The organism is Streptomyces hyaluromycini (assembly GCF_002217755.1).
GTDB classification, from domain to species: Bacteria; Actinomycetota; Actinomycetes; order Streptomycetales; family Streptomycetaceae; genus Streptomyces; species Streptomyces hyaluromycini.
This window is the reverse complement of the sequence record NZ_BCFL01000028.1, coordinates 41,573-65,123: the sequence shown is the minus strand read 5'-3', so window position 1 is coordinate 65,123 and position 23,551 is coordinate 41,573. Positions and strand designations below refer to the sequence as shown.

At 72.4% G+C, this 23,551-nt stretch carries 23 protein-coding genes and 1 pseudogene; 12 read left to right on the top strand and 12 right to left on the bottom strand.

Features of this window, described 5'->3' with window-relative positions:
- Positions 1-54: 54 nt before the first annotated feature.
- On the top strand, positions 55-552 hold the full coding sequence (locus tag SSP29_RS37695; protein ID WP_150135668.1) for a thiaminase II/PqqC family protein: 498 nt from the start codon (positions 55-57) through the stop codon (positions 550-552).
- Positions 553-796: 244 nt separating this feature from the next.
- Here the strand turns inward: SSP29_RS37695 and SSP29_RS37690 are convergent, their stop codons facing one another.
- The 4 genes from SSP29_RS37690 to SSP29_RS37675 form a co-directional block, all read right to left on the bottom strand.
- Entirely contained in the window at positions 797-1,027 is a 231-nt protein-coding gene (locus SSP29_RS37690; RefSeq protein WP_089105419.1) for a DUF6213 family protein, read from the bottom strand.
- Between the two features lie 25 nt (positions 1,028-1,052).
- A complete protein-coding gene (locus SSP29_RS37685; protein WP_089105418.1) occupies positions 1,053-2,438 on the bottom strand; it encodes an NADP-dependent succinic semialdehyde dehydrogenase in 1,386 nt (461 codons plus the stop codon).
- Between the two features lie 75 nt (positions 2,439-2,513).
- The gene (locus SSP29_RS37680; RefSeq protein ID WP_089105417.1) at positions 2,514-2,981 is read right to left on the bottom strand and encodes an NUDIX hydrolase; all 468 of its coding nucleotides are present in this window, start codon (positions 2,979-2,981) and stop codon (positions 2,514-2,516) included.
- Complete coding sequence (locus tag SSP29_RS37675; RefSeq protein ID WP_089105416.1) at positions 2,978-4,516, bottom strand: ATP-dependent DNA ligase; 1,539 nt, start codon at positions 4,514-4,516, stop codon at positions 2,978-2,980. Before SSP29_RS37675 ends, SSP29_RS37680 begins: the two co-directional genes overlap by 4 nt.
- A gap of 224 nt (positions 4,517-4,740) precedes the next feature.
- Between SSP29_RS37675 and SSP29_RS37670 the strand changes: the two genes are divergently transcribed.
- From SSP29_RS37670 to SSP29_RS37645, 6 genes are all read left to right on the top strand, one after another.
- Positions 4,741-5,313 (top strand): helix-turn-helix domain-containing protein, encoded by a 573-nt coding sequence (locus SSP29_RS37670; protein ID WP_089105415.1) that lies wholly within the window; start codon positions 4,741-4,743, stop codon positions 5,311-5,313.
- 110 nt (positions 5,314-5,423) lie between these two features.
- Positions 5,424-6,392: an NADPH:quinone oxidoreductase family protein gene (locus SSP29_RS37665; RefSeq protein ID WP_089105414.1), complete on the top strand. Its 969-nt coding sequence runs from the start codon at positions 5,424-5,426 to the stop codon at positions 6,390-6,392.
- Entirely contained in the window at positions 6,389-7,570 is a 1,182-nt protein-coding gene (locus tag SSP29_RS37660; protein ID WP_089105413.1) for an acyl-CoA dehydrogenase family protein, read from the top strand. The genes SSP29_RS37665 and SSP29_RS37660 overlap by 4 nt, the downstream gene beginning before the upstream one ends.
- The gene (locus SSP29_RS37655; protein ID WP_089105412.1) at positions 7,567-8,658 is read left to right on the top strand and encodes an acyl-CoA dehydrogenase family protein; all 1,092 of its coding nucleotides are present in this window, start codon (positions 7,567-7,569) and stop codon (positions 8,656-8,658) included. The genes SSP29_RS37660 and SSP29_RS37655 overlap by 4 nt, the downstream gene beginning before the upstream one ends.
- Before the next feature lie 198 nt (positions 8,659-8,856).
- The gene (locus tag SSP29_RS37650; protein ID WP_089105411.1) at positions 8,857-9,720 is read left to right on the top strand and encodes a phosphatidylinositol-specific phospholipase C/glycerophosphodiester phosphodiesterase family protein; all 864 of its coding nucleotides are present in this window, start codon (positions 8,857-8,859) and stop codon (positions 9,718-9,720) included.
- Positions 9,721-9,822: 102 nt separating this feature from the next.
- Positions 9,823-10,017 carry a hypothetical protein gene (locus SSP29_RS37645; RefSeq protein WP_089105410.1) on the top strand — a complete coding sequence of 65 codons (195 nt, stop codon included), beginning with the start codon at positions 9,823-9,825 and terminating at the stop codon, positions 10,015-10,017.
- Between the two features lie 9 nt (positions 10,018-10,026).
- Here the strand turns inward: SSP29_RS37645 and SSP29_RS37640 are convergent, their stop codons facing one another.
- The 3 genes from SSP29_RS37640 to SSP29_RS37630 form a co-directional block, all read right to left on the bottom strand.
- Positions 10,027-11,202 carry a phosphodiester glycosidase family protein gene (locus SSP29_RS37640; protein ID WP_089105409.1) on the bottom strand — a complete coding sequence of 392 codons (1,176 nt, stop codon included), beginning with the start codon at positions 11,200-11,202 and terminating at the stop codon, positions 10,027-10,029.
- Positions 11,203-11,346: 144 nt separating this feature from the next.
- Positions 11,347-11,715 (bottom strand): DUF779 domain-containing protein, encoded by a 369-nt coding sequence (locus tag SSP29_RS37635; protein ID WP_089105408.1) that lies wholly within the window; start codon positions 11,713-11,715, stop codon positions 11,347-11,349.
- 80 nt (positions 11,716-11,795) lie between these two features.
- Positions 11,796-12,626 carry an ABC transporter permease gene (locus SSP29_RS37630; RefSeq protein WP_150135665.1) on the bottom strand — a complete coding sequence of 277 codons (831 nt, stop codon included), beginning with the start codon at positions 12,624-12,626 and terminating at the stop codon, positions 11,796-11,798.
- A gap of 1 nt (position 12,627) precedes the next feature.
- Here SSP29_RS37630 and SSP29_RS37625 point away from each other — a divergent pair.
- From SSP29_RS37625 to SSP29_RS37615, 3 genes and pseudogenes are all read left to right on the top strand, one after another.
- A pseudogene (locus tag SSP29_RS37625) lies at positions 12,628-12,960 on the top strand (sensor histidine kinase); the annotation flags it as partial.
- Positions 12,957-13,631, top strand: coding sequence for a response regulator (locus SSP29_RS57075; protein WP_245883461.1), 675 nt, complete (start codon positions 12,957-12,959; stop codon positions 13,629-13,631). The pseudogene SSP29_RS37625 and the gene SSP29_RS57075, both read left to right, overlap by 4 nt.
- 62 nt (positions 13,632-13,693) lie before the next feature.
- Positions 13,694-15,025 (top strand): enolase C-terminal domain-like protein, encoded by a 1,332-nt coding sequence (locus SSP29_RS37615; RefSeq protein ID WP_089105407.1) that lies wholly within the window; start codon positions 13,694-13,696, stop codon positions 15,023-15,025.
- Between the two features lie 4 nt (positions 15,026-15,029).
- On the opposite strand, the gene SSP29_RS37610 is transcribed toward SSP29_RS37615, so the two are convergent.
- Positions 15,030-16,628: an MFS transporter gene (locus tag SSP29_RS37610; protein WP_150135663.1), complete on the bottom strand. Its 1,599-nt coding sequence runs from the start codon at positions 16,626-16,628 to the stop codon at positions 15,030-15,032.
- A 190-nt stretch (positions 16,629-16,818) separates the two neighbouring features.
- Between SSP29_RS37610 and SSP29_RS37605 the strand changes: the two genes are divergently transcribed.
- Positions 16,819-17,814, top strand: coding sequence for an Lrp/AsnC family transcriptional regulator (locus SSP29_RS37605; protein WP_089105406.1), 996 nt, complete (start codon positions 16,819-16,821; stop codon positions 17,812-17,814).
- Here SSP29_RS37605 and SSP29_RS37600 read toward each other — a convergent pair.
- The 4 genes from SSP29_RS37600 to SSP29_RS37585 form a co-directional block, all read right to left on the bottom strand.
- Entirely contained in the window at positions 17,811-19,118 is a 1,308-nt protein-coding gene (locus tag SSP29_RS37600) for a cytochrome P450 family protein (protein WP_089105654.1), read from the bottom strand. The genes SSP29_RS37605 and SSP29_RS37600 overlap by 4 nt on opposite strands.
- An 89-nt stretch (positions 19,119-19,207) precedes the next feature.
- The gene (locus SSP29_RS37595; RefSeq protein ID WP_089105405.1) at positions 19,208-19,957 is read right to left on the bottom strand and encodes an SDR family NAD(P)-dependent oxidoreductase; all 750 of its coding nucleotides are present in this window, start codon (positions 19,955-19,957) and stop codon (positions 19,208-19,210) included.
- A 41-nt stretch (positions 19,958-19,998) separates the two neighbouring features.
- Complete coding sequence (mdlC, locus tag SSP29_RS37590; protein WP_245883460.1) at positions 19,999-21,582, bottom strand: benzoylformate decarboxylase; 1,584 nt, start codon at positions 21,580-21,582, stop codon at positions 19,999-20,001.
- Positions 21,583-21,819: 237 nt separating this feature from the next.
- On the bottom strand, positions 21,820-22,824 hold the full coding sequence (locus SSP29_RS37585; protein ID WP_167450091.1) for a zinc-dependent alcohol dehydrogenase: 1,005 nt from the start codon (positions 22,822-22,824) through the stop codon (positions 21,820-21,822).
- 72 nt (positions 22,825-22,896) lie between these two features.
- Between SSP29_RS37585 and SSP29_RS37580 the strand changes: the two genes are divergently transcribed.
- Positions 22,897-23,301 (top strand): tautomerase family protein, encoded by a 405-nt coding sequence (locus tag SSP29_RS37580; protein WP_089105653.1) that lies wholly within the window; start codon positions 22,897-22,899, stop codon positions 23,299-23,301.
- Positions 23,302-23,551: the final 250 nt, after the last annotated feature.

The window sequence follows — 23,551 nt, the reverse complement described above, 5'->3', positions numbered from 1 at the left end:
TGACCCCGTGTCAGGGTCGGAGCAGCACAGAGCTATCCGGACGAGGAGGACGCGATGCCCGGCACGGCCGCGGAAATGCTGAAAACGACCAGGTCAGAGCTAGCCCCGAACCCGAACGCCAAACCATTGGTCCCCCTCGTCGCCAGCGGCCGGGCGAGTCTGGAGACACTCGCCGCACTTGCCCTGGAACAACACCAAGTGATCCCCGCCGACCGACGCGCGTTCCTGCACCTGGCGCAGCGCGCCTCCGAGGAGCCGGCGGCCGCCGGGTTCTTCACCATGCTGGCCGAGGGCGAGGAACTGGCGGCAGAGCGGCTGGGCGCGTTCACCGAGGCGTGCGAAGTGGATGAAGAGCGCATGCAAGCGTACGAGCCCCTACCGGGCTGCCAGGCGTACCCGGCGTACATCTCCTGGCTCGCCCTCAACGCAACCCCGACGGACGCCGTGCTCGCCATCACGGCCAACTTCGCGACGTGGGGCACGTATTGCGCGACCATCGCACAGGGCCTGCGCGAGCACTACGCCTTCCCGAACGAGGCCTGCGCCTTCTGACTTCTTCGCGACCCCGTCCCCGGCGCTGGACGTACAGGCCACGGCTGCGGTGCAGGCGGGACTGGAATCAGGCCGCCTGGACGAGAAGCGTGTGTACAAGTACGGCCGCTTGCTCCAGGCCTACGAGGAGATGTTCTGGTCGACGTTGGGCGACACTCCCTAGGGGCGCGGGGCTGTATCGATTTGCGGCTGCCGCCGCGTGGGCGCGACAAGCCCCCACCGGCCCGCACTCGCCGAACGACCGTCACTCCCCACTGCTGTGGGCGATACAAGCCACGTCGATCCGATCAGCGAGCTTCGCCAGCTCGATGGTCAGCGCAGCCACCGTGTCCTCGTCCAGCCCACCCTCGTCGGCCTCCACCAGACGCAGCCACCGTGCCCCCAACGTCCGCAACAACTTACTCACGTCGGCCGCGGCCACCTGCAAGGTACCGCGGTCGTCGACGATCAGAGGCAGGGTCACTTCGCGGTTCACACCCGGGATCGTAGCCGTGCAACCGTCACGCACCCTGCCAAACGGTGGTGATGTTGCAGAACTCCCGGATTCCGTGCCCGGACAGCTCACGGCCGTACCCGGAACGCTTCACCCCGCCGAAGGGGAACGCCGGGTGGGAGGCGGTCATGCCGTTGACGAACACGCCACCGGCCTCCAGATCGCGTACGAACCGGTCCACCTCGGCCTCGTCCCGCGTCCACACGTTCGAACTCAGCCCGAAGGGCGAGTCGTTGGCGATGAGGATCGCCTCGTCCAGGTCCCCGGCCCGGTACAGCGTGGCCACCGGCCCGAACGCCTCCTCGCGGTGGATGCGCATGTCGCGGTGGATCCCGGCGAGTACGGTCGGCGGGTAGTACCAGCCGGGCCCGTCCGGCCGCTGCCCGCCGCACAGCACCTGCGCTCCCGACCGCTTGGCGTCCTCGACCAGCTCCTCCAGGTCCTTGCGCCCCTGCTCGCTCGCGAGCGGCCCGACGTCCGTCTCCTCCTCCATCGGGTCGCCCGTCCGCAGCGCCGCCATCCCCGCCACGAACCGCTCGGCGAACGCGTCGTAGACGTCCGCGTGCACGATGAACCGCTTCGCGGCGATGCACGACTGTCCGTTGTTCTGCACCCGCGCCGTCACCGCGATCTTCGCCGCCCGGTCGATGTCCGCCGAGGGCATCACCACGTAGGGGTCGCTGCCGCCCAGTTCCAGGACCGTCTTCTTGATCATCTCGCCGGCGGTGGCGGCGACCGCGCGGCCCGCGGGCTCGCTGCCGGTGAGCGTCGCCGCCTTCACCCGCTCGTCGCGCAGGACGTCGTCGACCGCGCCGGAGCCGATCAGCAGGGTCTGGAAGCAGCCCTCGGAGAAGCCCGCCCGGTGGAACAGCTCCTCCAGATACAGCGCGGTCTGCGGGACGTTGGACGCGTGCTTGAGCAGGCCCACGTTGCCCGCCATCAGCGCCGGCGCGGCGAAGCGGACCACCTGCCAGAGCGGGAAGTTCCACGGCATCACCGCGAGCACCGGCCCGATCGGGCGGTAGCGCACCCGGACCCGGGACGCGCCCGAGTCCTTCACGTCCGTCTCCGCCGGCTCCTCGTCGGCCAGCAGCTCCGCCGCGTGGTCGGCGTACCAGCGCATCGCCCTCGCGCACTTGGCGGCCTCCGCACGGGCCTGCTTCAGCGGCTTGCCCATCTCGGTGGTCATGGTGCGCGCGATGTCGTCCAGGTCCGCGTCCAGCAGGTCGGCGGCGGCGTGCAGCAGCCGGGCGCGCTCGGCGAAGGTGCTCGTGCGGTACGTGCGGAACGTCGCCTCGGCGAGTTCGAGCCGGCGTTCGAGCTCGTCCTCGTCCATGGCCTCGAACGTTTCGAGCGTCTCGCCGTTCGCCGGGTTGACCGTCGCGATGGGCATGGCTGACCTCCCTGGGAGCGGGCTTGCTACGACCTTCCCGCGCGGCCGGGCCGACCGCAACGTAGGAGGCTCCGTTCAGCCCGAGCGCTCCGCCAGCCGGTCCAGAAACGCGGCCTGGGCCTTGACGATCACCTCGCGGGCCCGGTCGGGGGTCAGCCAGGCCACCCGGTCCAGCTCCGGGAACTCCTGGATCCGGCCCGACCGCGGCGGCCACTCCATCACGAAGACGCCGGGTTCGATCGCGGCCGGGTCCAGGTCCGCCTCGATCGCCCACGCCGTCACGATCTTGCCGTTGGTCTGCCGGACCTCGCCCAGCTCGATCGCCTCGCCGTCCGGCGGCGGCAGGCCCAGCTCCTCCTGGAACTCGCGCCGGGCCGCCTCCCAGGCCGGCTCCTCAGGCTCGTACTCGCCCTTGGGGACGGTCCAGGCGCCCGCGTCCTTCTTCGCGAAGTACGGCCCGCCCATATGGCCGAGCAACACCTCAAGGCCCTCGCCGGTATGCCGGAACAACAGCAGTCCGGCGCTTCGCTTCGGCTCGGTCAACGCCGTACCTCCGGGTGCGCGGCCAGCAGGGTCTCCACCGTATCGGCCTCCTCCGGCCGCTTGTCCTCGCGGTAGCGGACCACCCGGGCGAAGCGCAGGGTGACGCCGGCCGGGTAGCGGGTGGACCGCTGCAGGCCGTCGTAGGCGATCTCGACGACGAGTTCGGGGCGTACGGTCACCACCCAGCCGTCGTCCGAGACCTCCAGCTCCTTGAGCCGTGCGGTCTGCCACTCCAGCATCGCGTCGGTCATGCCCTTGAACGTCTTGCCGAGCATGGCGAAGGTGCCGTCCGTGTCGCGGGCGCCGAGGTGGAGGTTGGAGAGCTTGCCGGTGCGGCGGCCGTGGCCCCATTCGGCGGCCAGGACCACCAGGTCGAGGGTGTGGACGGGCTTGACCTTCAGCCAGGAGGCGCCCCGGCGGCCGGCGCTGTAGGGGGCGTCGAGGGCCTTGACGACCACGCCCTCGTGGCCGCGGGCGAGGGTGGCCGCGAGGAACTCCTCGGCGGCCGTCGTGTCGTCCGGCCCGGACACCAGTGCCCGGCGCACCCGCATCGGCTCGGGGACCAGCCGGGCCAGCTCCGCGTGGCGGTCGGCGAACGGAAGGTCGAGCAGGTTGTGGCCGTCGACCGAGAGCACGTCGAAGAAGACGGGGGAGACCGGGACCTCCCGCGCCGCCTTCGCCACGTCCGTCCGGGAGCCGACCCGTCCCGCCGTCTCCTGGAAGGAGCGGGGCCGGCCGTCCGCGTCGAAGGAGATCACCTCGCCGTCCAGGATGAAGCGATCACCTCTCAACTCCCTTGCCGCCGAGGTCACTTCGGGCAGACGGTCGGTGATGTCGTCCAGCGTGCGGGTGAAGATCCGTACCGTGTCGCCGTCCCGGTGGACCTGGACCCGGATGCCGTCCAGCTTCTCCTCGACAGCGCAGCCGCCCAGCTTCTGCACCGCCTCGGCGACCGAGGAGGCGGTGTGCGCCAGCATGGGCAGCACCGGGCGGCCGACGGTGAGACGGAAGCGGTCCAGGGCCGCCGGGCCGTCCGCGAGCAGCGCCTCGGCCACCGTCTGGAGGGACCCGGCGAGCATCACCGCCCGGCGGACGGCGGCCGGGTCCGCGCCGGTCGCCTGCGCGAGCCCTTCGACGGCGACCGCGTCGAGGGCGCCCTGCCGCACCTCCCCGGTGATCAGCCCCAGCAGGAAGCGCTGCTCGTCCGCGGTCGCCGCGCCCATCAACTCGCCGACGATCCGGGCGCGTTCGGCCTGCGAGCCGGGACCTGAGACCTTGCCCAGCTCGGTCAGCCGGGCGTCGACCCCGCGGACGGTGAGGGACGGCGCGGCGGCCGGTGCGACGGGCCGGCTCAGCACCTTCCAGCCGACGCCCAGCCTGCCCTGCGGGAGCCGGCCGGCCAGGTAGGGGATGACGACCGGTACGTCGTCGGGATCCGTCTCCCGGAAGAGCTCGGCGAGCAGCGCCGTCTTGCGGGACCTGGCCGCGGTGGCGGCGACCTCCCGGGACACTTCGGCGAGCCGGGTCAGCAACATGCAGCCATGGTGCAACGGACACGCCCGGACTACACCCGCACGGCCGCGTCCAGGTTGGTGCGGCGCCGGGTCCTGCCCAGGACCAGCGCGGCGGACAGCCCGGCCGCGGCGCCGCCGACGACGACCACCTCGTACGTATCGGTCATGGTGACCACCTCCGCGGCCGAGGGTCGCCCCGCCGCTGCCGGATTGACAAACGTCTTTGCCGAAACTGCAATGCAGGCATGACTACGGACGACGTCCTCGCAGGCGTGGGACCCCGGCTGCGCCGGCTCCGCAAGGAGCGGGAGGTCACCCTCGCCGCCCTCTCCGAGACCACCGGCATCTCGGTCAGCACCCTCTCCCGGCTGGAGTCCGGGCTGCGCAAGCCCAGCCTGGAGCTGCTGCTGCCGATCGCCCAGGCCCACCAGGTGCCCCTGGACGAACTGGTCGGCGCCCCGCCGGCCGGCGACCCCCGGGTGCGGGCCAAGCCGATGGAGCGGTACGGCCGCACCTTCCTGCCGCTCACCCGGCAGCCCGGCGGCCTGCAGGCCTTCAAGGTGGTCGAACCGAAACGGAAACTCGAACCCGAGCCGCGTACCCATGAGGGCTACGAGTGGCTGTACGTGCTGTCCGGGAAGCTGCGGCTGGTGCTCGGTGACCATGACGTGGTGCTGGGGGCGGGGGAGGCGGCCGAGTTCGACACCCGGGTGCCGCACTGGTTCGGGTCGACGGGGGAGGGGCCGGTGGAGTTCCTCAGCCTGTTCGGGCCGCAGGGAGAGCGGATGCACGTGCGGGCGCGGCCGAAGAGGACGTGACGAATCCGGCGTTCCCCCGGGCGGCTGTTCCCTGGATGGCAAGCGACCGCTTAGTATGCGGTGGACCCCGGTCAGACGACGCAGTCGACGCAGTCCCGTGGAGGCACCGCATGCAGGCATGGCAAGTGCACGAGAACGGCGAGCCGAGCGAGGTGATGCGGCTCCAGGAGGTGGAGCTGCCCACGCCCGGCGACGGCCAGGTGCTGCTCAGGGTGCGTGCCGCCAACATCAACTTCCCCGATGTCCTGATGTGCCGGGGGCACTACCAGGTACGCCCGCCGCTGCCGTTCACCCCTGGGGTGGAGATCTGCGGAGAGACCGAGGACGGACGCCGGGTGATCGCCAACCCCGCGCTGCCGCACGGCGGCTTCGCCGAGTACGCGGTCGCGGACGCCGCCGCGCTGCTGCCCGCCCCGGACGCGCTGGACGACGCCGAGGCCGCCGCGCTGCACATCGGCTACCAGACGGGCTGGTTCGGACTGCACCGCCGGGCGGCCCTCCAGGCCGGCGAGACCCTGCTCGTGCACGCCGCCGCCGGCGGGGTCGGCAGCGCGGCCGTCCAGCTCGGCAAGGCGGCCGGCGCGAGGGTGATCGGCGTGGTCGGCGGCGCCGACAAGGCCGCCGTGGCCCGGGAACAGGGCTGTGACGTCGTCATCGACCGGCGCACCGAGGACGTCGTCGCCGCCGTCAAGGAGGCCACCGGTGGCCGCGGCGCCGACGTGATCTACGACCCGGTCGGCGGCGAGGCCTACACCCAGTCCACCAAGGTGGTCGCCTTCGAGGGCCGGATCGTGGTCGTCGGCTTCGCCAGCGGCATCATCCCGAGCCCGGCGCTCAACCACGCCCTGGTGAAGAACTACTCCATCCAGGGCCTGCACTGGGGCCTGTACGCCACCAAGAACCCCAAGCTGATCCTGCACTGCCACCAGCAGCTCACCGAGCTGGCCGCCAAGGGCGCCATCAAGCCCCTGGTGAGCGAGCGGGTCCCGCTGTCCGAGGCCGCGGCGGCCGTGCAGCGGGTCGGCGACGGCGTCACCACCGGCCGGGTCACCGTCGTACCGAAGGGAGCCGCAGCATGACCGACGCTGCCGAACTGGAGCGCCGCACAGCCGAGTTGCTGGCCGCACACCCGCCCGCCACGACCGGGAAGCTCGACTTCCTCAAGGCCCGCTTCGACGCGGGACTCGCCTGGGTGCACTACCCGGAGGGCCTCGGCGGCCTCGGCGCCCCGCGCTCCCTCCAGGTCGTCGTGGACGCGGCGCTGGAGGCCGCGGGCGCCCCCGACAACGACTCGCGCCGCAACGGCATCGGGCTCGGCATGGCCGCGCCGACCATCCTCAAGTACGGCACGGAGGAGCAGAAGCAGCGCTATCTGCGACCGCTGTGGATCGGGGAGGAGGTCTGGTGCCAGCTGTTCAGCGAGCCGGGCGCCGGCTCCGACCTGGCCGCGCTGGGCACCCGGGCCGTCCGGGAGGGCGACGACTGGGTCGTCAACGGGCAGAAGGTGTGGACCTCCGGCGCGCACAACTCCCGCTGGGCCATCCTCATCGCCCGCACCGACCCGAACGTGCCCAAGCACGCGGGCATCACCTACTTCATCTGCGACATGACCGACCCGGGCGTGGACGTCCGGCCGCTGCGGCAGGTCACCGGCGAGGCCGAGTTCAACGAGGTCTTCCTCACCGACGTCCGCATCCCCGACTCCCGCCGCCTCGGCGCGATCGGCGACGGCTGGCGGGTCGCGCAGACCACCCTCAACAACGAGCGCGTCGCCATCGGCGGCATGCGGCTGCCCCGCGAGGGCGGCATGATCGGCCCGGTCGTGAAGACCTGGCGCGAACGCCCCGAACTGCGCACCCACGACCTGCACCAGCGGCTGCTGAAGCTGTGGGTCGAGTCCGAGGTCGCCCGGCTCACCGCCGAACGGCTGCGCCAGCAGCTCGTCGCCGGCCAGCCCGGCCCCGAGGGCGCCGGCATGAAGCTCGCCTTCGCCCGCCTCAACCAGGAGATCAGCGGCCTTGAGATCGAACTCCGCGGCGAGGAAGGCCTGTTGTACGACGACTGGACCATGCGCCGGCCCGAACTGGTGGACTTCGTCGGCCGCGACGCCGGCTACCGCTACCTCCGTGCCAAGGGCAACAGCATCGAGGGCGGGACCAGCGAGGTCCTGCTGAACATCGTCGCCGAGCGCGTCCTGGGCCTGCCCTCGGAGCCGCGCACCGACAAGGACGTCGCATGGAAGGACCTCGCCCGATGACAACGCAGAGCACCCAGCCCGACCTTCTGTACTCGGAGGAGGAAGAGGCGCTGCGGGCCGCGGTGCGGGATCTGCTCGCCGACCACTGCGACGCGCCGGGCGTCATCGCCCGCACCGAGTCGGACGTCCCGCACGACGCGGCCGCCTGGAAGGCCCTCACCGAGGACATGGGGCTGGCCGGGCTGCTGGTGCCGGAGAAGCTGGGCGGCCAGGGTGCCTCGCACCGCGAAGTCGCCGTCGTCCTGGAGGAGCTGGGGCGGGCGGTGGCGCCCGTGCCGTATCTGACCAGCGCCGTGGTGGCGACCGAAGCGCTGCTGGCCTGCGGTGACCAGGAGCTGCTCGGGAAGCTGGCGTCCGGGCGGACCGTCGGGGCACTGGCTGTGGGCCTGCACCTGGCCCCGGGGGCCGCGTTCACCGCCGTACGCGTCGAAGACGGTCGCCTGCACGGTGAGCTGACCGGGATCGCGGACGCGGTCGCCGCGGACGTGCTGCTGGTGCCCGGGGACGACGGCGGGCTGTACGCGGTCGAGGCGGGCGCCGTGACCGTCACCCCGCAGGTGTCCTTCGACCTGACCCGGCCGCTCGCCACGGTGACCCTGGACGGGGCGGCGGGGCGCCGCGTGGGCGACGCGGAGCCCGCGGTACGGCGTGCGCTGCGGGCCGGGGCCGGGCTGCTGGCCTCCGAGCAGTTCGGCGTCGCCGAGTGGGCGTTGACCGAGACCGTGCGGTATCTCAAGGAGCGCAAGCAGTTCAACCGGCCGGTGGGCGGGTTCCAGGCGATCAAGCACCGGCTGGCGCAGCTGTGGCTGGAGGTCGTCAACCTGCGGGCCGCTGCGCGGGGCGCCGCCGACGCGCTGGCCTCCGGTGAGGATGCCGAGGTGTTGGTGGCCGTTGCGCAGGCCTATGCGGCGCCGGTTGCCGTGCATGCTGCCGAGGAGGCGCTGCAGTTGCATGCGGGGATCGGGATGACCTGGGAACATCCGATTCACCTTTATCTGAAGCGGGCCAAGGCTGATTCGATCGCCTTCGGTACGGCGGGGGTGCATCGGGAGGCCCTGGGCGTACTGGTGGATCTTCAGGCGCCGTGAATTTCGGTCGTCGACTGCGGGTGCGTGGGGGCTGGTCGCGCAGTTCCCCGCGCCCCTTTCGGGGCGCCTGTGTCGGGGTCTCGATGAAATGAACCGGGGGTGGCAGTCCAGCCAACTCCCTGCGCAGATGCATCAATTGGGCTCTGTTCGAACGCATACTCCCTTCGGTCCCTCATGGCCCTACAAGGGAGGCAGAGCATGGCCCTCACCACCCGTCGCAGAGCCCTCACCACCCTCGGTGCCGCCCTCGCCGGTGCCGTCGTGCTGCCCGGCGCGCAAGCGTGGGCGGGCGGCGGTCACCGAAGCCGGCGGCCGCTGTGGCGTGCCCACGCCCACAACGACTACGAGCACACCCACCCCCTCCACGACGCCCTGGACCACCGTTTCGGCAGTGTCGAGGCCGACATCTTCCTCGTCGACGACCAGTTGCTGATCGGTCACACCGCGGACGACCTCGACCCGAGCCGCACCCTCGAATCCCTCTACCTCGACCCGCTGGCCGCGATCGTCGAGGCCAACCACGGCTCCGTGTACCGCGGTTGGCGCAGGCCGCTGCAACTGCTGATCGACATCAAGACCGAGGGCTCCTCGACGTACCTGGAGCTCGACCGGCATCTGCGGCGCTACCCGCACCTGTTCACGACGTACCGCCACGGCCGGGTCGTCCCCGGTGCGGTCACCAACGTCATCTCCGGTGACCGTGCCGCCCGCACACCGATGGAGGCACAGAGCGTGCGCCGGGCCTTCTACGACGGCCGGCTCACCGACCTCGGCACCTCGGCGCCCGCCTCCTTCGTCCCGCTGATCAGCGACAACTGGCAGCTCAACTTCACCTGGCTCGGCGAGGGCGCGTTCCCCGACGCCGAGCGGCAGAAGCTGCGCGACATCATCGGCCAGGCGCACGCGCACGGTCAGACGGTGCGCTTCTGGAACACCCCCGACCTGGCCGGCCCCGCCCGTGACGCGCTGTGGGGCGAGCTGTTCACCGCCGGTATCGACTACTTCAACACCGACGACCTGGCCGGCCTGGAGACCTTCCTGGACGCCCGCGCGGCGTCGTAACACCACTCGAACGGGGGTCGTGTCAACCGCACGGGCCAACCCTCCGCTACGCCACACTTGCGGCCGAACGCCCTGAAACGGGCGTGGCGGAGGAGGTTCGCGATGGCCGTTTCCATCTCTGTGGTGCTGCTGCTCCTGTTGCTGGCCGTGATCTTCATGCGCCAGGGCGCGCTGAAGATCTCGCACGCCCTGGTCTGCATGCTGTTCGGGTTCTTTCTGGCCAGTACCAGCATGGCGCCGACCATCACCAGCGGGCTCACCGCGACCGCCGATCTGGTCAGCAGTCTGAAACCCTGAGCCGTCCGCTCAGGGTTTCCAGAAGACCCCGACCCCGTTCGCCACCGCGCGCTCCGGGCTGTCGGTCGGGTGGTTGAGCACGCTCACCGTCTTCGCCCCCGCGGTGCGGGCCACCATCGTCGTGGAGCCGCCGCCGTCCAGGCTGAACGCGTCGACCGCTCCCAACTGCCGCATCTCGTCCGCCACTTCGGCAATGGTCATGCCGCTGCGGTAGGCCACCGCGCCGTCCAGCGCCAGCAGCAGAAGCCTGCGCCCGCCGTTCGCGTAGCCGACGGCCGTGCGCACGGCCGAGGTGGTGCCGTTCAGCCCGGCCAGCGGTTGGCCGTCGCGCAGCACCGGGTAGCCGCCGACCGCGAAGCGGTACCGGATCCAGGAGGCGGACGCCATCATGCGCTCGCGCACCGCGACCCGTTCGCCCTTGGTGAGGGCGCGCAGCCTGTCCGCGCCCGCCTCCCGGCCCAGCAGGACGGTCGTACCCGCGGCGATCGCACCGCTGCCCGGGGTGGCGGACGCGGCGACGACCCTGCCGGCGCGGATCTGCACCTCGTAGGTGTCCGTGCTGCACCCGGCGGCCCGGTCGGTGTCCGAGCCGCAGGTGGCGCGCTTGCGGGAGGCCGGGCCCCAGGCGGCGGTGTAGGCCCCGACGGACCCCTGCGCCAGCGCGTACTGGTTGAGGCCCCGCAGCGCCAGGGTGGCGTCGGGGGTGCGGACCGTGCCGACGAGCGTCAGCCGGTCGAGCCGGGCCCGGCGGTCCACGCCGACGCCGAAGACGTCGGTGGTGTCGGTACCCGGCGGCAGCGACGGGCCGAACCGCTGGGCCGTCGGCACCGCCGCCTTGAGCACCTTGCCGTGCGCGATCGCCGGACCCACGCTCGCGCCGGTCGCCTCGACGCCCGGGTGCTGGGTCTCGTTGATGTTGAAGAAGTCGCCGTTCACGCCCGCGACCGCGCCCGCCGCGTCCGCCATCGCGGACACCGGCGACCGTGCGGCCACCGCACCCGGGGAGAGCAGGTCCACGTGGACGTGCGGATCGGTCAGGTCGACGGTCAGCAGATGGGCGTGGACCGTGCCCTTGGCCGCCGGGACGTCGAACTGCCGGTAGGCGACACCGGACGCGATCTGCCGGGCGGCGCCCGACACGGCGCCGGCCGGTGCCGCCCCCGCGAGGGCCGCACCGGCCAGCATGCCGGACGTGGTGAGAATCGTGCACAGAGTTCGGGTCGTCGCTGCAAGTCGTCTCTGACGATGCGTCACCGCACCCCCTGATGTCTCGTCAAGTTCCTCAGGACTCGGGGGAAGTGCAGCAGACGAGAGTGACCGGCGGGGCTGCTAGGCGTCGACTACGCGAGAACGGGTGAGGAAACGCACCCCCTCGGGTGCCTCCAGGGAGAAGCCGCTCCCCCGTCCGGGTACCACGTCCACGATCAGCCGGGTGTGGCTCCACACCTCGTACTGGCTGCGGGACATCCAGAAGGTGACCGGCTGCTCGACACCGTCCACCGCCAGCTCGGCCAGCAGTACGTCCGAGCCGCCGGTGCGGAACTCGCCGTCCGGATAGCACATGGGCGCGCTGCCGTCGCAGCAGCCGCCGGACTGGTGGAACATCAGCGGGCCGTGCTCGGCGTGCAGCCGGCGCACCAGTTCGGCGGCCTGCGGGGTGAGTTCGACGCGCGGCGGCGTCCCTGTCGTGTCGGCCATGGTCACCCTCCTGGGGCCGGGGCGGCGGACCCCCTCAGTCTCATGCCTTGTCACCGGCGCGTCCAGAACCGGTCGTTGGGCTACTCGGCGCGCAGTGCCGTCGCCGTCCGGACGCGGACCGCCCAGCCCGCCGGGAGCAGCGCGCCGAGGACCGCGATCGCCGTGCCGCTCAGGGCGAGGAGGAGCAGTTCGGGTGTCCGGTAGACGTCGAGGACCACGTCGGGCAGGCGCAGTCCGGCGCTGTCGCCGATGGCGGGCATCACGACGCGGTGCACGGCGAGGCCCAGCGGGACGCCGAGCGCGCCGCCCGCGAGGCCGGGCAGGACGACCGAGGCGATCACCAGTGTCACCGTCTGCCGGGGTGTCATCCCGAGCGCCTTGTGGATGCCCAGGTCGCGGATGCGCTCATGGGTGTCGAGGACGACCCCGCCGAGCACGCCGAGTCCGGCCACCGCCACCAGGATCAGGGTGAGTGCGGCCGCCAGCGTGTCGAGGGCGAGCGCACCGTCGCTGCCGTTGACCGACTTGGTGTCGGTGGCCGTGACGCCGAGCGGCTTCAGGGCCGCGTTCAGGTGTTTCACGTACGCGTCGGCGTCGGTGCCCCGGGTGAGCCGCACGGAATGGTCGGTCGGGTGCAGGTCCGGGGCGGCGGTCCGGAGCGTCGCGAGGTCCGTGAACACCCGCAGGCCCTGCTCGCCGACGTCGAAGACCTCGCCGACGATCCGGGTCCGCACCGGGGAGCCGTTCACGGTGAGGGTGACGGTGTCGCCCACCTCGGCTCCGCTCGCGGTCAGGAACGGGGCGGCCACCACCGCCTCACCGGCCGCCCGGACCCAGCGCCCGGACACCATCACGAACCCGCCCCAGGAGGCGTCGCCGTCGTAGGCGATCACCGGCACGCTGCCCGTCACGCCGGCGACCTTGTCGGTCTCCGGAACGGTCCGGCCGCTGCCGGGCGGGGTCGAGCTGACCGCCTACCGTGTGGTCCAGGAAGCACGGACCAACACCCTGAAGCACGCGGCCGGTTCGCGTGCCGTCGTGCGCGTCCACTACGGCGAGGACGAACTGCGCGTCGAGGTCACCGACTCCGGCGGCACCCCCGGACCGGCCGCCGCGACGGGCAACGGACGCGGACTGCTCGGGCTGCGCGAGCGGCTCGCCGTGCACGGCGGCACCCTGAGCAACGGGCCGCGTCCGCTGGGCGGTTACCGGGTCCGGGCCCTGATACCCCTGGAGGGCACGTGAGTTCGCAGGTGGGTGCGCCGCGCGTCGTCGTCGCGGACGACCAGGCACTGGTGCGCACCGGCTTCCGGCTGATCCTCGCCGCCGACGGCATCGAGGTCGTCGCCGAGGCCACCGACGGCCACGAGGCCGTGGACGCGGTACGGCGCACCCGGCCGGACGTCGTCCTGATGGACATCCGGATGCCCGAACTGGACGGCCTGGAGGCGGCCCGCCGCATCCTCGCCGCCCCCGACCCGCCGCGTATCCTCATGCTGACCACCCTCGACCTCGACCGGTACGTGTACGCGGCGCTGTCCGCCGGGGCCAGCGGCTTTCTGCTCAAGGACGTCACACCCGAGCACCTGACGGCCGCCGTCCGCACGGTCCGCTCCGGGGACGCGCTGCTGGCGCCCGCCATCACCCGCCGTCTCGTCGAACGGTTCGCCCGGGCCGGTACCGACAGCGCCGCCCTGCACCGCGACCTCGCCCACCTCACCCCGCGTGAACTCGACGTCCTGCGCCTGCTGGCCCAGGGCCTGTCCAACGCCGGCCTGGCCGCCCGCCTCCACCTCTCCGAGGCCACCGTCAAGACCCATGTCTCCCGCGTCCTCGGCAAACTCTCCCTGCGCGACCGCGCCCAGGCGGTGGTCGTCGCCTACGAGACGGGACTGGTCACTCCGGGCGGCAGGTGAGAGGCCTGTCCGGCAGGCCCCCATCCCTGGTGCGCGTCTTCATATGTAGATACTGTCTCCGTATGAGACAGCCCTTCGTCACTCGCTTCTCCGTGTACCCGGTAGCAGGCCGGGACTCCATGCTCCTCAACCTCTCCGGTGCGCACGCCCCGTACTTCACCCGCAACGTGGTGGTCGTCGAGGACTCCGAGGGCCGGACCGGGCTCGGCGAGGTGCCCGGCGGGGAGGCGATCACCCGGACCCTGCGGGATGCCGAGCCGCTGGTCGTCGGCTCCCGGCTGGGCGACTACCAACGGGTGCTGCGGGCCATGGGGGAGGAGTTCGCCGGGCGGGACGCCGGCGGCCGCGGGGAACAGACCTTCGACCTGCGCACCACCGTGCACGCCGTCACCGCCGTCGAGTCCGCCCTGCTCGACCTGCTCGGCCAGCACCTGGAGGTGCCCGTCGCCGCTCTGCTCGGCGACGGCAAGCAGCGCGACTCGGTACGCGTCCTCGGCTACCTCTTCTACGTCGGCGACCCCGACCGCACCGACCTGGACTACCTCCGCGAACCCGGCTCCGACGTGCCCTGGTACCGGATCCGCCGCGAGGAGGCCCTCACCCCGGAGTCGATCGTCCGGCAGGCCGAGGCGGCCTACGACCACTACGGCTTCCGTGACTTCAAGCTCAAGGGCGGCGTGCTGGAGGGGGCCGAGGAGGTCAAGGCCGTACAGGCGCTCAAGCAACGCTTCCCCGAGGCCCGGATCACCCTCGACCCCAACGGCGCCTGGTCCCTGCGCGAGGCCGTCGAGCTGTGCCGCCCGCTGCTCGGCACACTCGCCTACGCCGAGGATCCCTGCGGGGCCGAGGGCGGCTACTCCGGGCGCGAGATCCTCGCCGAGTTCCGCCGGGCCACCGGGCTGCCCACCGCGACCAACATGATCGCCACCGACTGGCGGCAGCTCACCCACGCCCTCGCCCTGCAGTCGGTGTCGATCCCGCTCGCGGACCCGCACTTCTGGACCATGCGGGGGTCGGTGCGGGTGGCGCAGCTCTGCCACGAGACGGGGCTGACCTGGGGCTGCCACTCCAACAACCACTTCGACATCTCGCTGGCCATGATGGCCCACTGCGGAGCCGCGGCCCCCGGCGACTACAACGCCCTGGACACGCACTGGATCTGGCAGGAGGGACAGGAGCGCCTCACCGTGGAACCGCCGAGGATCACGGGCGGCGAGGTCGCCGTCACCGACGCCCCCGGCCTGGGCGTCCGGCTCGACATGGACCGGCTGCTCGCGGCCCACGCCCTCCACCAGGAGCAGCGGCTCGGCGCGGGCCGGGACGACGCGACCGGGATGCGCTACCTGGTGGAGGGCTGGACCTTCGACGCCAAACGGCCCTGCCTGGTGCGGTGAGCCGTCAGGCGCCCTGCGCCGCCGGGGCCTGCTCGGCCGAGGCCGTGGTGTGCCCCGCCGCCCTGAGCGTCCCCTGCTGCCGGGGTGCGCGCAGCAGGACCACCGCGACCAGGGCGGCCAGCAGCGTCAGGCTCCCCGCCGTGATCAGGCACAGGCGCATTCCGTCCAGGAAGGAGTCGCCGAGCGCGCCCATGGCCGGTCCGGTACGGGCGCCCAGGTCCAGCCCGGCGACCGCGCCGAGGCCGTCCGACTGCGCGGTCGTGACGATGCGGTCCTGCGCCGCGCCGGTGACCCCCGCCTCGGTGAGGTGACCCGGCAGCGCGTCGAGGGCCCGGGTGGTGAGCAGCGCGCCCAGGACGGCCGGGCCGAGGGCGCCGCCGACCTGCCGGAAGGCGTTGTTGCCGGCGGCGGCCATGCCGGCCAGGTGGTACGGCACGGAGGCCACCGCGGTCGCGGTCATCGGCGTCATGACGAAGCCCATGCCGAGGCCCAGCAGGGCGAGCCGCCAGGCGGCCGAGCCGAACGAGGTGTCGGCGGCCAGACCGGTCAGCGCGAACTGGGCGGCGGCGACCACCAGCAGACCGCCGGTGATCATCACCCGTGCCGATATCCGGTGCATCAGCCGCCCGGCCGGCCCGCCGACCAGCAGGGCCGCCCCGGTGACCGTCAGCAGCCGCCAGGCCGCATCCATGGTGTCGAGCCGCTGCACCATGCCGAAGTAGAGGCTGAGCACGAAGAAGAACCCGATGAGCGCCAGGAAGCTGGTCATCGCGACCAGCGTGGTGGCGGTGAAGGCGGGGCTGCGGAACAGGCTCAGGTCCAGCATCGGGCTGTCGCTGCGCCGTTCCGCCAGCACGAACGCGGCACCGGCGACCACGGCCGTGAACAGCGCCACCATCACCTTGACGTCGGTGAACGAGTCCGCCCCGCCCTCGATCACGCCGTACACCAGCGCGGTGACCGCGAGCGTGGCGGTGAGCTGGCCGGGCCAGTCCAGGCGGCGCCCGTGCGGCGCCCGGGAGTCGGGCAGCTGCCGAGCCGCGACGACGACGGCCAGGAGTGCGACGGGAACGCTCGGCAGGTAGACCCAGCGCCAGGAGAAGTGCTGGACGACCACACCGGCGATCAGCGGGCCGACGGCCAGGGCCGCCATCAGGCAGGTGGCCCAGATGCCGATGAACTTGCCGCGCTCCCGGTGGTCCGGCACCGCATGGCTGATCAGCGCCAGCGTGGTCGGCAGCAGCGCGGCCGCGCCGACGCCGGCCAGGGCCTGTCCGGCCCAGACGACCCCGATCGAGTGCGCGCACAGGGCGGTGACCGCGCCCGCGGCCGAGAACAGCAGGCCGGCCTGGAACACCTTCTTGCGCCCGTGGACGTCCCCGAAGACGCCCGCGGTCAGGATGAACGCGGCCATCGGCAGCACGAACGCGTCCTGCACCCACGACAGCTGCGCGGTCGAGGCGTTCAGCGCGGCCTGCAGGGCGGGCAGGCTCACGGCGACGGTGGTGACCGGAAGGTAGGCGACGAAGACGCCCAGGCAGGCCATGACGATGGTGGCCGCCCGTCGCTCGACCGGCCCACTCGCCGGTGTCGTGACGTTCACGGAGATACTCCTTCGCGGCGCACCGCACCGCGGTCGAAGGCCACCGGCGTGTCCGGCGGCCTGTGTCGTACGGGTGTCCGAGGGGAAACCCGCCGCCACAGCATCCGATCCCGCTCACGCAACCGCCAACCAGGTCCCTCCGAGGCCGCAGAATCCTCCAGATTGCTGATTCGCGTGGCACACTTCCACCATGCTCGACGAGGTAGACCGAAAGATCCTCCGCGCCCTGCAGTGCGCGCCCCGGCTGCCCTTCCGTCGGATCGGCGAGGTGGCCGGGGTGTCCGAGCAGACCGCGGCCCGCCGCTACCAGGCGCTGCGCCGCAGCGGAGCGTTGCGGGTGGTGGGGCTGGTCAACCCGCGGGTGTACGGCGCCGCGCAGTGGGTCACCCGTATCCGCTGCCGCCCCGACCGGGTCGCCCCGCTCGCCGAGGCCCTCGCCCGGCGCCCCGACATCTCCTGGGCCCACCTGGCCTCGGGCGGTTCGGAGATCATCTGCGTCATGCGCTCGCCGCTCGACATGCCGCGCGAGGACGTGCTGCTCCGGCAACTGCCCCGGTCCGCCTCGGTCCTGGACGTCAGCATCGACCTGATCATCCACAACTACGACGAGCCCGGCACCGCCGGGTGGACCGGCTACGGCGACAGCCTCGACCCCGAGCAGGTCCGGCTGCTGACCTCGGAACGGCCGACCCTCACCCCCGGGCCCCCGCCCCCGCCGGCCGACGAGGACGCCCCGCTGCTCGACGCCCTCGCCCAGGACGGCCGCACCACCCACACCCGGCTCGCCGAACTCACCGGCTGGTCGCTGTCCCGGGTGGCTCGCCGGCTGGAGTCGCTGGAGAGCTCCGGAACCCTTGAGTACGAGGTCGAACTGCTCCCCGAGCGGCTGGGCCACCGGCTCAACGCCATCCTCTGGCTGCGGGTCGCCCCCGCTCACCTGGAGCGGGTCGGCGCGGAGGCCGCCCGGCACGACGAGGTCCCCTTCGTCGGTGCCATCAGCGGGGAGCACAACCTGATGGTCACCGTCGTCGCCCGCGATCCCGAGGACTTCTACCGCTTCCTGACCACGCGCATCGCCGCGACCCCGGGCATCGACGGCTACGGCGTCAGCATCAGCGTCCACCACCTCAAGAAGGCGGCGTCCCTCATCTCCCGGGGCCGCCTGGTGCCACCAGCGTCCCTCTAGACGGAATCCCCGGTGTCCCCGGTGTCCCCGGTGTCCCCGGTGTCCTCGGTGTCCTCGGTGTCCCCGGTGTCCCCGGTGTCCTCGGCGGCCACGACCGACACCGGCAGCCGCCGTACCCCGTGCATCAACAGGCCCGGCGCCCACTCCAGGTCCGCCTCGGCCACGGCCAGGCTCAGGCCCGCCACGCGCCGTACGAACGCGGCGACCGCGACCTCGGCCTCCATCCGGGCCAGCGGAGCGCCCAGGCAGTGGTGGACGCCGTGCCCGAAGGCGAGATGGCCGCCGGCCGGGCGCTCCGGGCGGAAGGTGTCCGGGTCCTCGAACCGGGCCGGGTCCCGGTTGGCCGCGGCCAGGGACACCAGCAGCATGTCGCCGCGCCGCACCGCCACCTCGCCCACCCGCAGGTCCTCGGTCGCGAAGCGCTCGGTCGCCGTCACCACCGGCCCGTCCAGCCGCAGGAACTCCTCGATCACCCCTGGGATCAGCCCCGGATCGGCGCGCAGCGCCTTGAGGAGGTCCGGCTGCCGGGCGAGGCCGAGGAGCACCGCGCCGATGAGGTTCGCGGTCGTCTCGTACCCGGCGATCAGCAGCAGGAAGGCCATGCCGACCAGCTCCGGGTCGGTGAGCCGGTCGTCACCGGTGTCAGCGGCCAGCGCGCTCAGCAGGTCCGGTCCGGGCTCGGCCCGCTTGCCGGTGATCAGCTCCGCCAGATACCCGCTCATCCATACGTAGGCCTCCTCCCGGTCCGAACCGGCGACCGGGGCCACGATCTGCTCCGAGGCCCAGCGGAACCGGTCCCAGTCGTCCAGCGGCACACCGAGCAGTTCGCAGATCACCGCGATGGGGACGCGGGCGGCGAAGCCGTCGACCAGGTCCGGAGTCTCCACGGCCAGTACGCCGTCCGCCAGCCGGGACGCGATCTCCCGGGTCCGCGGCCGCAGCGCCTCGACCCGCTGCGGGGTGAAGGCACGCGCCACCACCTTGCGCAGCCGGGTGTGGTCGGGCGGGTCCATGGTCAGCATGTAGTCGACCCCGACCTCGTCCCGGACCCCGCTCATCAGCCAGCCGGGCTCCAGCCCCGCGCGCTCGCTGCGCTTGGACACCCGCGGATCGGTGAGCACCCGGCGTGCCGCCTCGTATCCCGTGACCAGCAACTGCGGCGGCGCACCGGCCGGTTCACAGCGGTGCGCGGCCCCCGACTCCGTCAGCGGCCGCAGTACCGCATGCGGGTCCGCCTGGAACGCGGACCCCTCCAGTACGGCCCGCAGTGCGGTGCCCTCGCCGCCCGGGGTGTGTGTGGTCATCGAGGTCTCCCGCCTGAACATATTGCTTTCTTCGGCAAGCATTATGGTCAAGTAGGGGACTGTCAAGGAGAGTTCGGACGTGGTGAATGCTAGAAACTGGCCCGTGTTCCGCCGTCGACCGTCACCATCGAGCCGGTGACGTAGGCCGCGGCCGGCGACAGCAGGAACGCGGCGGTGCGGCCGAACTCCTCCGGAGTTCCGAGGCGGCGCAGCGGGATGCCGGCGGCGGTGGTGCCGGCGTCGCCGGTGATCGACTGGAGTTCGAGCGTCCGGTCGGTCGCGATGTGGGCCGGGACCAGCCCGACCACGCGGATGCCCCGCGGGCCCACCTCCCCGGCGAGGGTCTTCGCGTAGCCGGCCAGTGCGGGCCGCAGGGCGTTGGAGACGGCGAGGCCGGGGATCGGCTCGTACACCGAGGTCGACAGGACGAAACCGATCACCCCGCCCTCGCCGAGCCGCGCGGCGACGGCCCGCGACAACCGCACCGCGCCCAGGAAGCCCGATTCGAAGGAGGCCCGCCACTGTTCGTCGTCGATGCTGTCCGTGGTGCCCGTCGGCGGGCCGCCGACGCTGATGAGCACGCCGTCCAGCCCCTTGAACGCCTCGTGCGCCGCAGCCATCAGCCGGTCCGGAGTCCCGGCGTCGGCGTTGTCGGCGACGACCCCGACGGCCTGCCCGGGGCCGCCCAGCTCCGCCTCGGCCGCGGCCAGCGAGTGCGTGCTGCGCCCGCTGACCACCACCTTGGCACCGCCGGAGGTCAGTTCGCGGGCGGCGGCCAGGCCCAGGCCACGGGTGCCGCCGGTGACGATGTAGACGCGGTCCTTCAGTCCGAGATCCATCTCTGCTCCCCAGCTCCCGATCTACTCCCGTACGCCGCCCGTCACAGCATGGCCTTCTGCGGCTGGGTGGCCACCACGATGACGGTGGTGGTGTCGGCGGCCAGGGCCGCCTTGAACTCGCGCTGCAGGTCCTCGGTCGTGTCGACGTCGACCGCGCGGCAGCCGAAACCGCGGGCCACACCGGCGATGTCGAGCCCGGGCAGGTCGAGGCCGGGCACGCCCGGCGTCTCCTCCAGGACCGCGAACGACTTGAGGATCGAGTACTCCTGGTTGCGCATCACGACGTAGACGATCGGCAGCCGGTGCTGCGCCGCCGTCCACACGGACTGCACGGAGTACTGGAAGGAGCCGTCGCCGATCAGCCCGACGACCGGCCGGGGCACACCCCGCTGCCGGTCGGCCAGGGCCACTCCGACGGCCGCCGGCGCACCCCATCCGATGCCGCCGCTGGCGGTGGCGAAGAAGGATCCGGTCCGGGTGGTGGGCAGCCACTCGACCTGCTGGGCCATCGTGGAGGTCGACTCGTTGACGATGACCGCGTCGGCCGGCTTGACGCTGCTCAGGGCGGCGTACACCTCCGGCGGGGTCAGCGGGCTGTTCGGTGCCTCCGGGAGCACCCGGGGGCGCTCCATCGGCTGCGGGGCGGTCCGGGCGGAACCGTCCTCGACCGTGGCCAGGAGCAGTTCGATCGCCGTCTTGGGGTCGCCCAGCAGGCTGTCGCCCACCCGGGCCGAGGCGGCCACGTCGGGGTTGCCGGTGATCTGGAGGAGTTCGGTGCCGTCGGGCAGGTAGGGGCCCGGCACGTAGGGGTAGTAGCGGAAGACCTCCGCGCCGATCACGACCACCAGGTCGTGCCCCGCCAGGCGGTCGCTGATGGTCTTGACCGACATGCCGAGGGGGCCGCGGAAGAGCGGGTGGTTCTCGGGGAAGGAAGCGCGGTCCAGGAGCGGGGAGCCGTAGACGGCCGCGCGCAGTTTCTCCGCGAGCGCGACGGCCACGTCCCAGCCGCCGGCCTTGTCGACCTCAGGACCGAAGACCAGCGCCGGACTGCTGCTGGCGGAGATGCGGTCGGCGAAGGCGCGCAGCCGGTCCGGGTCGGGCACCACCCGGTTGCTGAAGGTCCGCATACGGGTGAAGCCGGACAGCGGCCGCTTCCAGTCGTCCATCGGCACGGACAGGTAGACGGGACCGGCGGGCGGTTGCAGGGCCATCGCGTAGGCCCGCAGGAACGCCTCGGGCACGTCCTCGGCGCGGGCGGGTTCGTACGACCACTTCACCCACGGCTTGGGCAGCGTGGTGGCCTCCCGGTTGCCCAGGTAGGGCTCGCCGATCAGCAGTTCCCGGTGCTGCTGGCCGGAGGTGACGATCAGCGGGGTGTTCCCGTGGTAGGCGGCGACCAGGTTGCCGACGGCGTTGCCCAGCCCGGCCGAGGAGTGCACGTTGACCAGCGCGGGCCGGCCGGTGACCTGGGCGAAGGTGTCCGCCATCGCGATGACGGAGGCCTCCTGCAGGGCGAGTACGTAGGTGAAGTCCTCCGGGAACTCCTGCAGGAACGGCTGTTCGGTGGAGCCCGGATTCCCGAAGACGGTGGTGAGTCCGAGGGAACGCAGCAGATCGTAGGTCACGCTTCGGACGGTGGCTTGTGCGGTCATGGCGGCCTGCCAGCTGTCGTGCCGGGCCCGATATCGGGATGATCCGTCCCATCCTGACCCGGGCACGGCCGCCATGCCTTCCGTCCGATGACTGAAGGGTCTGCTGAAACGACGGGTCCGGGCCGCGCACGGCCGGGTGACCGTACATCCCGGTTCCGGGGTCAGTCGGATGACCGAAGCCGGGACACCTTGGGCCGTCGGAGTGTGGTGTCAGCCGTTGGGTGCGACGAACACCTTCATGACCTCGGCGGAGCGCAGCGCGTCGATGGCCCGCAGGGCCTCGTCGACCGGGACGATCTCCGTGGTGAGGTCGTCCACACGGATGTCGCCGCGGGCGAGCAGGCCGACGGCGTCGTCGAACTCGGAGCCGTACACGAACGACCCACGGATGGTGATCTCCTTGAGCAGGACGACATCGGGGTCGAAGCCGCCGCCGGGCCCCGCCCCCACGTTGACCAGCACCCCGCCGGGGGTCAGCAGCCGCAGGGCCTCCGCCCGGGCCGCCGCGTTGCCCGAGCACTCGAACACCACGTCCACCGTGGACTCGGCGAGCTCGGCGCCCGACTCGGCGGGGCTCAGGGTCAGATCGGCGCCGGAGGCCGGGCCGAAGCGGCGGCGCTCCGGGGCCGGCTCCACCAGGACGACCCGGCCCGCGCCCCGGTGGGCGGCGATACGGCAGGCCAGCTGGCCGATAGGGCCGCCGCCGAACACCGCCACGGTGGCGCCCCCGAGGTCACCGGCCAGAACCGCGGCCCGCAGCGCGGTGCCCGTCGGCTCGACCCAGGCGGCCTCCAGGCGCCCCATCGACGCGGGCAGCGCCCGCAGGGTGCCCGGGAAGACGGCCATCCGCCGGGCGAGGGCGCCGTCCATCTGGAGCCCGAGCGCGGTCTCCATGGTCGCCTGCCGGCAGAAGTTGGGCCGTCCCGAGAGGCAGTACGTGCACTGGCCGCACACGTTGCCGTTCGGGTTGACGGCGACCCGCTGGCCCACCTTCCAGTCCCCGGCCTCGTCGCCCACGCGGGTGATACGGCCCGAGGGTTCGTGGCCCATGACGAAACCGCCGCGGTACACCTGAGGGAGCTGCGGCGCGTGCAGGTCACTGCCGCAGATGCCGCACAGGTCGACCTCCACGATCACCTGATCGGGACGGAGTCCGGGCTCGGGCCTCGACTCCAGCACGATCTTCCGGTCCCTGCCCAGGACCACCGCTTCCATCACGGCCCTCGCCGCCCTTCCGTCGTCGCCGTGAGCGATTCCGATTCCGCCCGTGTCCGATGAGGAGCCGAAATGCCCGTCTACACCTGCACCGCAGCGCAGGGAACGCTGACCGGTGAGTCGAAGGCCGCGCTGGCCGCCGAGATCACCCGGATCCATGTGGCGATCAACCATGTGCCGCCGGCCTACGTCAACGTGATCTTCTCCGAGCCGCCGCCGGACAGCGTCTTCGCCGGCGGGGAGCCCGGAGCCCCGCTGATCGTCTCCGGCTGGGTCCGGCGGGGACACCCCCAGGAGGAGGCGACGCGGCTGGCGCTGGAGCTGTCCTCGGCCGCCGCCCGCGTCACGGGCGTACCGGAGGGCCACGTCATGGTCGTGCTCCAGGACGGCCCCGCGCGCTCCGCCGTGGAAGGCGGCCTGGTCCTGCCCGAACCGGGCGAGGAGAAGGAGTGGCTGGCCCGGAGGGGCGAGTCCTGACGGCCCCGACGGGGCGCCCCGGGCCGACGCCCTGGGCCCCGGGCGAGCGTCCCGGGCCCGGACCGGCGCGTTGAGACCCTGCCGGTGCGAGGGCCACCCGCCGACCCTGTCGGTACGACGGCCCTCCGCCTACGGTGCCAGGCGGTCGGCCGTCTGCCCCGGACGGGCGGCTCCCCGCCACCCCTGGGGAAAGCCGCCCGCTCGCCGCCCGGAGCGATGGTCGCGTCCTCTCACCAACGGCCCCGGCCAC